General features: G+C 42.8%; 7 protein-coding genes and 1 pseudogene. 1 reads left to right on the forward strand and 7 read right to left on the reverse strand.

Going from position 1 to position 8,540, the window contains the following annotated elements:
- From dapB to dnaK, 6 genes are all read right to left on the reverse strand, one after another.
- A partial coding sequence (gene dapB / locus CXF78_RS07470) for a 4-hydroxy-tetrahydrodipicolinate reductase (protein WP_102036417.1) occupies positions 1 to 766 on the reverse strand: 766 nt, incomplete at its 3' end.
- 83 nt (positions 767 to 849) lie between these two features.
- Entirely contained in the window at positions 850 to 1,467 is a 618-nt protein-coding gene (locus CXF78_RS07475; RefSeq protein WP_101085769.1) for a BamJ family beta-barrel-assembly machinery protein, read from the reverse strand.
- 79 nt (positions 1,468 to 1,546) lie between these two features.
- Positions 1,547 to 2,353, reverse strand: a complete 807-nt coding sequence (locus CXF78_RS07480; protein ID WP_102036418.1) for a M48 family metallopeptidase — start codon at positions 2,351 to 2,353, stop codon at positions 1,547 to 1,549.
- 118 nt (positions 2,354 to 2,471) lie between these two features.
- A complete protein-coding gene (locus tag CXF78_RS07485) occupies positions 2,472 to 3,704 on the reverse strand; it encodes a DEAD/DEAH box helicase (RefSeq protein ID WP_102036419.1) in 1,233 nt (410 codons plus the stop codon).
- A 102-nt stretch (positions 3,705 to 3,806) separates the two neighbouring features.
- On the reverse strand, positions 3,807 to 4,937 hold the full coding sequence (gene dnaJ, locus CXF78_RS07490) for a molecular chaperone DnaJ (protein ID WP_011636444.1): 1,131 nt from the start codon (positions 4,935 to 4,937) through the stop codon (positions 3,807 to 3,809).
- 111 nt (positions 4,938 to 5,048) lie between these two features.
- Positions 5,049 to 6,965 carry a molecular chaperone DnaK gene (dnaK, locus tag CXF78_RS07495; protein ID WP_011636443.1) on the reverse strand — a complete coding sequence of 639 codons (1,917 nt, stop codon included), beginning with the start codon at positions 6,963 to 6,965 and terminating at the stop codon, positions 5,049 to 5,051.
- 779 nt (positions 6,966 to 7,744) lie between these two features.
- Here dnaK and CXF78_RS07505 point away from each other — a divergent pair.
- On the forward strand, positions 7,745 to 8,080 hold the full coding sequence (locus CXF78_RS07505; protein WP_011636442.1) for a hypothetical protein: 336 nt from the start codon (positions 7,745 to 7,747) through the stop codon (positions 8,078 to 8,080).
- 82 nt (positions 8,081 to 8,162) lie between these two features.
- Here the strand turns inward: CXF78_RS07505 and CXF78_RS07510 are convergent.
- Positions 8,163 to 8,540, reverse strand: a pseudogene (locus CXF78_RS07510) (gamma-glutamyl-phosphate reductase); the annotation flags it as partial.

Consider the following 8,540-nt stretch of genomic DNA (forward strand, 5'->3'; position numbering starts at 1 on the left):
GATCTGAGAGCCAAAAAGCCGCCCTCATCGCCCCATTAGCAAAGGTCATTCTACTCGATGCTTTATGAGTTATTTCCAAGCGTTCGCCTATGTCAGCGAACATAGCGGTGTGTTCACCGACAATGTCACCGGCACGAACCGTTGCAAAACCTATGGTATTAGGATCACGTTCACCGGTAATACCTTCACGCCCAAAGACCGCACATTGCTCTAAATCCCGACCTAATGTTTGGGCTATAATCTCACCCATTTTAAGCGCGGTACCTGAAGGAGCATCTTTTTTATGACGATGATGTGCTTCGATTATTTCGATATCGGTATAATCACCCATCACTTCTGTAGCCAGTGCGAGCAACTTCCACATAACGTTGACACCGACAGACATATTTGGTGCTAATACCACTGGCACTTGTTCTGAATAGGCCCCAATTTGCTCTTTTTGAGCATGGTTAAAACCTGTGGTACCGATGACGATGGCTTTATGATTTTTTGCGCACCAATCGAGATGAATAATGGAAGACTCAGGTGACGTAAAATCAATTAATACGTCAAAGTCATTAACCACTTTATCCAGTGAGTCGGTAATGGCAACATTCATCGCGCCAACACCTGCGAGCACACCTGCATCAATACCGATTAGACTTGAACCTGTACGTTCAATAGCTGCGCCAAGTATTATGACTTGTTGCTGTTTAGCAGATTCAATCAGTGTACGGCCCATACGGCCACTGGCACCAACTACAGCAATTCTCACTTTTGCAGTCATTTCATTCTCCCAGTGTTAACTAAAGGTAAACACACAAACAGCATATACAAAAACGCCTAAGTTAACTTAGGCGTTTTTAACAACTAGATAATTTCTAACAATTCAACTTCGAAGACCAAAGCCGAATAAGGCGGGATTGAAGCACCCGCGCCACGCTCACCGTAAGCCAAGTGATGTGGGACATATAATTTAAGCTTAGTGCCAACTGGCATTAACTGTAATGCTTCAGTCCAACCGGCGATAACGCCAGATACTGGGAACTCAGCAGGCTGGCCACGAGCAACAGAGCTATCGAACACATCACCACTAATGAAAGTACCATGGTAATGAGTACGTACAGTTGAATCATACGTTGGTGTTTCACCGTCGCCTTGAACAAGTACTTCGTATTGAAGACCAGACTCTGTGATCGTAATACCGTCACGCTTAGCGTTTTCAGCTAGGAATGTATCACCTTCAGCGGCAGCAGCTTCTGCAGCAGCTTCTTGTGCTTCTTGTAAACGACGACTAATTTCAGTAAATGCAACTTGAAGCTCTTCCATTGATACTGCGCTTTCTTTACCGGCAAATGCATCAGCAAGACCAGCTTGAACAGCAGGGATATCGATACCTTCAAAAGAGTTTGCTGCTAGTTGCTCGCCCATTTGACGACCTACACCGTAGCTAGCATGCTGTTCCATAGTGCTGAACAAATCTGACATAATAATTTTCTCTCAATAAACATAAAAAATTCGCACGAGAGTTTATCACAATAAACCCCGTAAATGTTGGCAAAAAACGCTATTTAACTTGAGCAATTTTACACTCAGTCAAAGACTGTTTTCTTGCCTGTGTATAAAGCGGCATCACTTGATTCTGTGCCGCTTGTAAGTCTTCAATTCGGTGACTGTGTGACGGGTGAGTCGATAACAGTTCAGGGCCTTGGGAGCCGCCCGCTTTAGCCATGTTTTGCCACAAATTAACACTTTGAGCCGGATTAAAACCTGCTTTGGCCATTAGCTCAAGACCAACAATATCAGCTTCAGACTCCTGGCTGCGTCCAAAAGGTAAAATAATACCCACTTTAGCCCCTAGCCCCAACCCAGCCATGTACAAATCTTTATTGGCAATACCCGATGCTCCTAATGCGGCATCCGCAGCTTGCATGCCAAGCCCCGTTAACTGAGCTCGAGAGACTTGCTCGTTACCATGCTGGGCTAATACGTGCGCCACTTCATGTCCCATAACCGTAGCCAACTGATCTTGATTCGTCGCCACATTAAGTAAACCGGTATAGACACCAATATGGCCGCCAGGTAGCGCAAACGCATTGACTTGGTCTGATTCAAACAATACGACATCCCATTGTTGTGATTGGTCGGGCAACACCGCAGTGATACGTTTGGCAACACAGTTCACATATTGAGTTTGCGCTTGGTTTTGACTTATTTTTTCGCTTTGCTTCATGGTCTCAAACGACTGAGCTCCCATTTGCTGCATCTGCGTATCAGAAAACAACAGGGTTTGCCCTCGACCTGTTGGCGATTGACTATTAACACAACCAACTAATAAAGCGGAAACAAGTAGGGTTAGCGCGAGAGGTTTCATGTTGTCATCCCTTAAAATTCATTTAGCCAAAAAGCTAATCCATCATTTATTCTATACCAATCAACTGGACCAATGCATCACTTACGATGTTAAACATCAGTCAGCATTCATGTGTTTATTAACGTGTTGATTTACGTTTAGCGAAATCACTAATACTACGTTTATTGGCGGTACGACGATTGGCTTGTTTATCACGCGGCGCTCGCTTACTGTTTTCGCTAGTGGGTTTATCCGTTACCACAAAACCGGTTAATTCAACTAATGGCAATGCCTGTCCGGTTAACTCTCGAATAGCTTCTAAACTGAGTAATTCAGAGTGACCGACTAATGATAATGCCACGCCGCTTAGCCCCGCCCGTGCAGTACGCCCAATACGATGAACATATACTGCTGCTTGGGCAGGCAAATCAACATTGATGACCACAGGCAATGCGTCAACATGAATACCGCGCGCAAGTACATCGGTTGCGACTAATACGGTCAGTTGTGCCGTTTTGAATTGCTCTAAGGTCTTACTTCGCAGCGCTTGTTCTTTATCGCCATGAAGCGCCGCAGCGTTAATACCCGCTTTAATTAACTTTTTACATAATGCATCAGCATCGTCTTTAGCATTCACAAACACCAATACTTGCGACCATTGATGTAAAGTAATTAAATGAGTCAGCGCTTTGGCCTTGCTGCCTTTATTGACGTGATAGATAGTTTGGTCAATATCAGCCACGGTACTATTCAAAGCATGCGCTTCAATTCGCACGCAAGATGCAGACTGTACTTTTTGAGCTAATGCGACCAAAGATTCGGGTAACGTCGCCGAAAATAATAACCGCTGGCCACTTGGCATTAATGCTATCAGCGCATTAATATCGGCGATAAATCCCATGTCCAGTAATCGGTCTGCTTCATCAAGAACCAAACTCTGCAGGTGTTCAAACTGAATAACCCCTTGTTGAGCTAATGCGAGTAAGCGGCCTGGTGTAGCAACGACAATATTAACCGGTTGAGCTAAGCGCTCAATTTGAAGCTCTATTGCTTCACCGCCACAAAGTACCTCTACGCATAAATTAAGCGATTGTGCTAGCGGCGCTAAGTTTTGCGATACTTGTGATGCTAACTCTCTGGTCGGCACGATGATCACGGCAGACAAATAAGCCGTTGGAAGCAGACTAATGCGTTGCAATACTGGCAAACCGTAAGCATAGGTTTTACCGCTGCCGGTTTGAGCTAATGCCAATACATCTTGCCCCAGCAATATAGTAGGAATAGCCAGTTGTTGGATACGACTCGGCTGATTCACTGTCGGCGGTAATGCGGCTAATAAACTTGAATCGAGTGATAACGCTGAAAATGACATGTTAACGCCTAATGTTAATAGGATAAATTGACGATATTCGCCAATAAAAAAGGCTGCTTACCAAAGTAAACAGCCTTTAACGAGGTCGCTAGATCATCGCGATTAACTGTTTAAATCCTGAAAGAACTTTTTAACGCCATCAAAGAAACCTTCAGCTTTAGGGCTGTGTTTTTTTGATTCGCCAGTTAATGTTGCTTCAAACTCACGCAATAACTCTTTTTGTTTTTCATTCAAGTTAACCGGTGTTTCCATCACCACTTTACACAGTAAATCACCTACTGCATGGCTACGGACCGACTTAACCCCTTTGCCTCGTAGGCGGAACATGCGCCCAGTTTGGGTTTCTGTTGGGATTTTAAGGCTAACTTTACCGTCTAATGTCGGTACTTCAATCTCGCCGCCTAATGCTGCTTTACTGAATGAAATAGGTACTTCACAGTAAAGGTTATTGGCATCACGAGTAAAGATAGCATGTTCACGCACACTAACTTGAACGTATAAATCACCTGGTGGAGCACCAAACTCGCCCGCTTCACCTTCGCCAGTAAGACGAATACGATCGCCAGTATCTACACCAGCAGGAATTTTAACTGATAAGGTTTTGCTTTTCTCAACACGACCTTCGCCATGACACTTGCCGCAAGGATCTTTAATGATTTTACCGCGACCATGACAAGTAGGACACGCTTGCTGAACAGCAAAGAAACCTTGACGCATTTGCACTTGGCCTTGGCCATGACACGTACCACATGTGGTTGCAGATGTGCCTTTTTTAGCGCCGCTACCGTCACACAAATCACACGCTGCTAAAGTAGGAATTCGCAGTTCTTTGGTTAACCCGCGTACGGCTTCTTCTAAAGACAATTCAAGGTTGTATCGTAAATCACTACCGCGCGCAGCTTGGCGTTGACCACCACCACGGCGACCACCACCAAAAATATCACCGAATACATCACCAAAGATATCGCCAAAATCACCTTGGCCACCACCGTGTCCACCACGATTAGGGTCAACGCCAGCATGACCAAATTGATCATAAGCCGCTTTTTTGTCGCTGTCGGTTAAAATTTCGTACGCTTCTTTAATTTCTTTAAAGCTAGCTTCTGCGGCTTTGTCACCCGGATTACGGTCTGGGTGAAACTTCATCGCTAAGCGTTTGTACGCTTTTTTAATTTCGCGTTCACTGGTGTCACGTCCAACACCGAGAACTTCGTAATAATCACGCTTTGACATAGTGTTCTGTTTCTCGAAGGTGTGAGTAAATTGTTAAACTTAAATTATACAAACGGGCGTTTGAGGATAACCCCAACGCCCGCTTTAACGGTAACTAGCTGAAATTACTAATTACTTTTTGTCGTCTTTAACTTCTTCGAACTCAGCATCAACAACATCATCAGCAGGCTTTTCCTGGCCAGCATCGTGTGCTTGACCTTCTGCTTCACCTTGAGCTTTAGCTTGAGCAATTTCCATTAACTTAGCAGACGCTTCGATTAACGCTTGAGTAGCTGTATCAATAGCTTCTTTATCTTTGCCTTTTATGGCAGTTTCTAAAGTTGCAATTGCCGCTTCAATCTTTTCTTTTTCGTCGCTAGCTAGTGCATCGCCAGCTTCTTCAACTTGTTTTTTAGTTGAATGAGCTAAACCATCTGCTTGATTACGCGCTTGAACTAACTCTTCAAATTTCGCATCTTCATCAGCATGAGCTTCTGCATCACGTACCATTTGTTCAACTTCTTCATCAGACAAACCTGAAGAAGCTTTGATAGTAATATTTTGTTTCTTACCTGTTTTCTTGTCTGTTGCAGACACATGTAAGATACCATCAGCATCAATGTCGAACATCACTTCAACCTGTGGTTGGCCACGTGGTGCTGGCTCAATACCTTCAAGGTTAAATTGACCTAATGACTTGTTGGCACTAGCTTGCTTACGCTCACCTTGAAGTACGTGAATTGTCACTGCACTTTGGTTGTCGTCAGCTGTTGAGAATACTTGCTGAGCTTTAGTCGGGATAGTGGTGTTCTTCTCGATAAGCTTGGTCATCACACTGCCCATGGTTTCAATACCAAGAGATAGTGGTGTAACGTCAAGTAGAAGTACGTCTTTCACTTCACCAGAAAGTACGCCAGCCTGAATCGCCGCGCCAACTGCAACCGCTTCATCAGGGTTAACATCTTTACGAGGCTCTTTGCCGAAGAAGTTAGTTACTGCTTCTTGTACTTTAGGCATACGAGTCTGGCCACCAACAAGAATCACTTCATTGATATCAGATATTGATAAATCAGCATCAGCTAGTGCAACTTTAAGTGGCTCTAGAGTACGTTGAATTAAATCTTCAACTAATGACTCTAACTTAGCACGAGTAATTTTAACCACTAAATGCTTAGGACCTGATGCATCAGCAGTGATGTAAGGCAAGTTAACTTCAGTGTGGTTAGTGCTTGAAAGCTCGATTTTTGCTTTTTCAGCCGCTTCTTTCAAACGTTGCATTGCTAAAGGATCTCTACGAAGATCTAAGCCCTGGTCTTTTTTGAATTCATCAGCTAAATAGTTAATCATACGGTTATCAAAGTCTTCACCACCTAAGTGAGTATCACCATTGGTTGCTAGTACTTCAAATGTTTGGTCGCCATCGTTACTGTCGATTTCGATGATAGAGATATCGAATGTACCACCACCTAAATCGTATACAGCAACAATGTTGTCGCCTTGCTTCTTATCGATACCGTATGCAAGTGCAGCAGCAGTAGGTTCGTTGATAATACGCTTAACATCAAGACCTGCGATACGACCAGCATCTTTCGTTGCTTGACGTTGTGAATCGTTAAAGTAAGCAGGAACGGTAATAACCGCTTCAGTCACTTCTTCACCTAAAAAGTCTTCAGCAGTCTTTTTCATCTTTTTCAAGATTTCAGCTGAAACTTGTGGTGGTGCCATTTTATTACCACGAGATTCAACCCATGCATCACCATTATCAGCTCCGATAATTTTGAATGGCATGATGTTCACGTCACGTTGTACTTCGTCATCTTTAAAACGACGGCCGATTAAACGCTTAATGGCAAAGAATGTGTTTGTTGGGTTAGTTACAGCTTGACGCTTTGCTGGCTGGCCTACAATAATTTCATCATCGGTATAAGCGATAATTGATGGGGTTGTACGATCACCCTCTGCGTTTTCAATTACGCGTGCTTTGCCGCCATCAAGGACTGCTACACACGAGTTTGTTGTGCCTAAATCGATACCAATAATTTTGCCCATGGGGTCCTCCGAAATTGACGTTAGTCGTCACAAATATGTTATTTGATGTTGATATGGGGATGAACAACAAGTATTTCAAGCATTTTATTGCTTAACTTGAGATTCAAAATTGACCACTCATATCAGCCTTGATACCTATATTGGGACAACAAAGTGAATTACAAGGGTATAAGTAAATATTTATCATGTTTTATGGATTTTTTATACGAGGCATATTAGTAAGCTAAGGAGCTTCAGTTACACATAACAGCGATGGCTTAAGTAAGCGTAATGATGGGAGTCATTACAGTAAAACCAGCCGGAATCACGCAACAACAAGGCATAGACCTGTTTTTTTTTACTAAATGGCACCCATATTGCCGATGAATTAGATGGTATTAGCGCCATATAATCGTCGCTAATACCAATATTCAGCGTATTGTTCATTATTGTGTGAGTTTCGGCTATTAGATAGTGAACTACATCAGCAGCCATTATGGCAATTTAACAACGGTACTATCGATTGAATTTGCACTATTGATTGCCACTGAGTTTTGCGCTTGGCATTATCATTTGGGGAGTGGATTAAATCATCACAATTTAAATCGACATTGGTTTGTGAGCCACACTAACCAACTTGGCATTTCAGCAGTATTGCTCGTTTTTTGAATGTAACACTGCAACAGAAAAGTATTAAATAACGCTAATCATTTGATAAAAAATCGAACTAGAGCTATAAAAGTACAAAGGATATTCAAAAAAGTACTAAAAATTCAAATGATTGTGGAGGAACCAAGGCAATGGGACTGCCAAGATGGAATTTCAGTGATAACACCGAACGTAAGATACGCATTGTTACCTTAACGATTGTTATGGTGATTCTAGTTTATGAAAAGCTTTATGGCGTAAGCACCACACAATATCCAGCAATGTATTTGTGCGTATTTTCACTTATCGCTACTTTTATGACCAATGCCGTACAACGTCGATATTTCACTTATGTAATGGAATACGCGCAAGTATTTAGAATTGTAGCGATATTAATGACCTGTGCCTTTTTTGCGATTTGGTTATTAACCACCTTTGAGCGTTTTACTGAGCCAGTAACGCCAAGTCACCTTATTTATAATTTATAACGCTCTGTTATTACCGAGCCTCCATACAAAAAACAAAGGGCGCTAATGTGCGCCCTTCTTGTCATAAATAGAACAAAATGCATTATTGTCTGCAGGTGTAATCACCCCAAGCTAACCACTTGTAAGTGGTCAGGGCATCTAACGCCATTGGACCACGAGCATGCAATTTCTGAGTACTCACCGCCACTTCCGCGCCAAGACCAAACTGCGAACCATCAGTAAAACGAGTACTGGCATTCACATACACTGCAGCGGAATCAACTTGATTCATAAAGTCACTCGCGGTGTGAATGTTATCCGTTAAAATGGCTTCAGAATGGCCTGTAGAATAATGACGGATATGTTCCACGGCTTCGTCAATATCGTTAACCACTTTGATCCCTAACGTGAGCGATAACCACTCTGTTGAAAACGATTCATCATGTGCCGCTGTTACATCAAAACCTAAACCATCAAGATA

Source organism: Shewanella sp. 11B5, from assembly GCF_002836795.1.
Classification (GTDB): domain Bacteria; phylum Pseudomonadota; class Gammaproteobacteria; order Enterobacterales; family Shewanellaceae; genus Shewanella; species Shewanella frigidimarina.

Coding starts and splice junctions, on each gene's coding strand:
- CXF78_RS07475 (WP_101085769.1), bottom strand. CDS start 1,467: ATGTCAGATTTGTTCAGCACTATGGAACAGCATGCTAGCTACGGTGTA.
- CXF78_RS07480 (WP_102036418.1), bottom strand. CDS start 2,353: ATGAAACCTCTCGCGCTAACCCTACTTGTTTCCGCTTTATTAGTTGGT.
- CXF78_RS07485 (WP_102036419.1), bottom strand. CDS start 3,704: ATGTCATTTTCAGCGTTATCACTCGATTCAAGTTTATTAGCCGCATTA.
- dnaJ (WP_011636444.1), bottom strand. CDS start 4,937: ATGTCAAAGCGTGATTATTACGAAGTTCTCGGTGTTGGACGTGACACC.
- dnaK (WP_011636443.1), bottom strand. CDS start 6,965: ATGGGCAAAATTATTGGTATCGATTTAGGCACAACAAACTCGTGTGTA.
- CXF78_RS07505 (WP_011636442.1), top strand. CDS start 7,745: ATGGGACTGCCAAGATGGAATTTCAGTGATAACACCGAACGTAAGATA.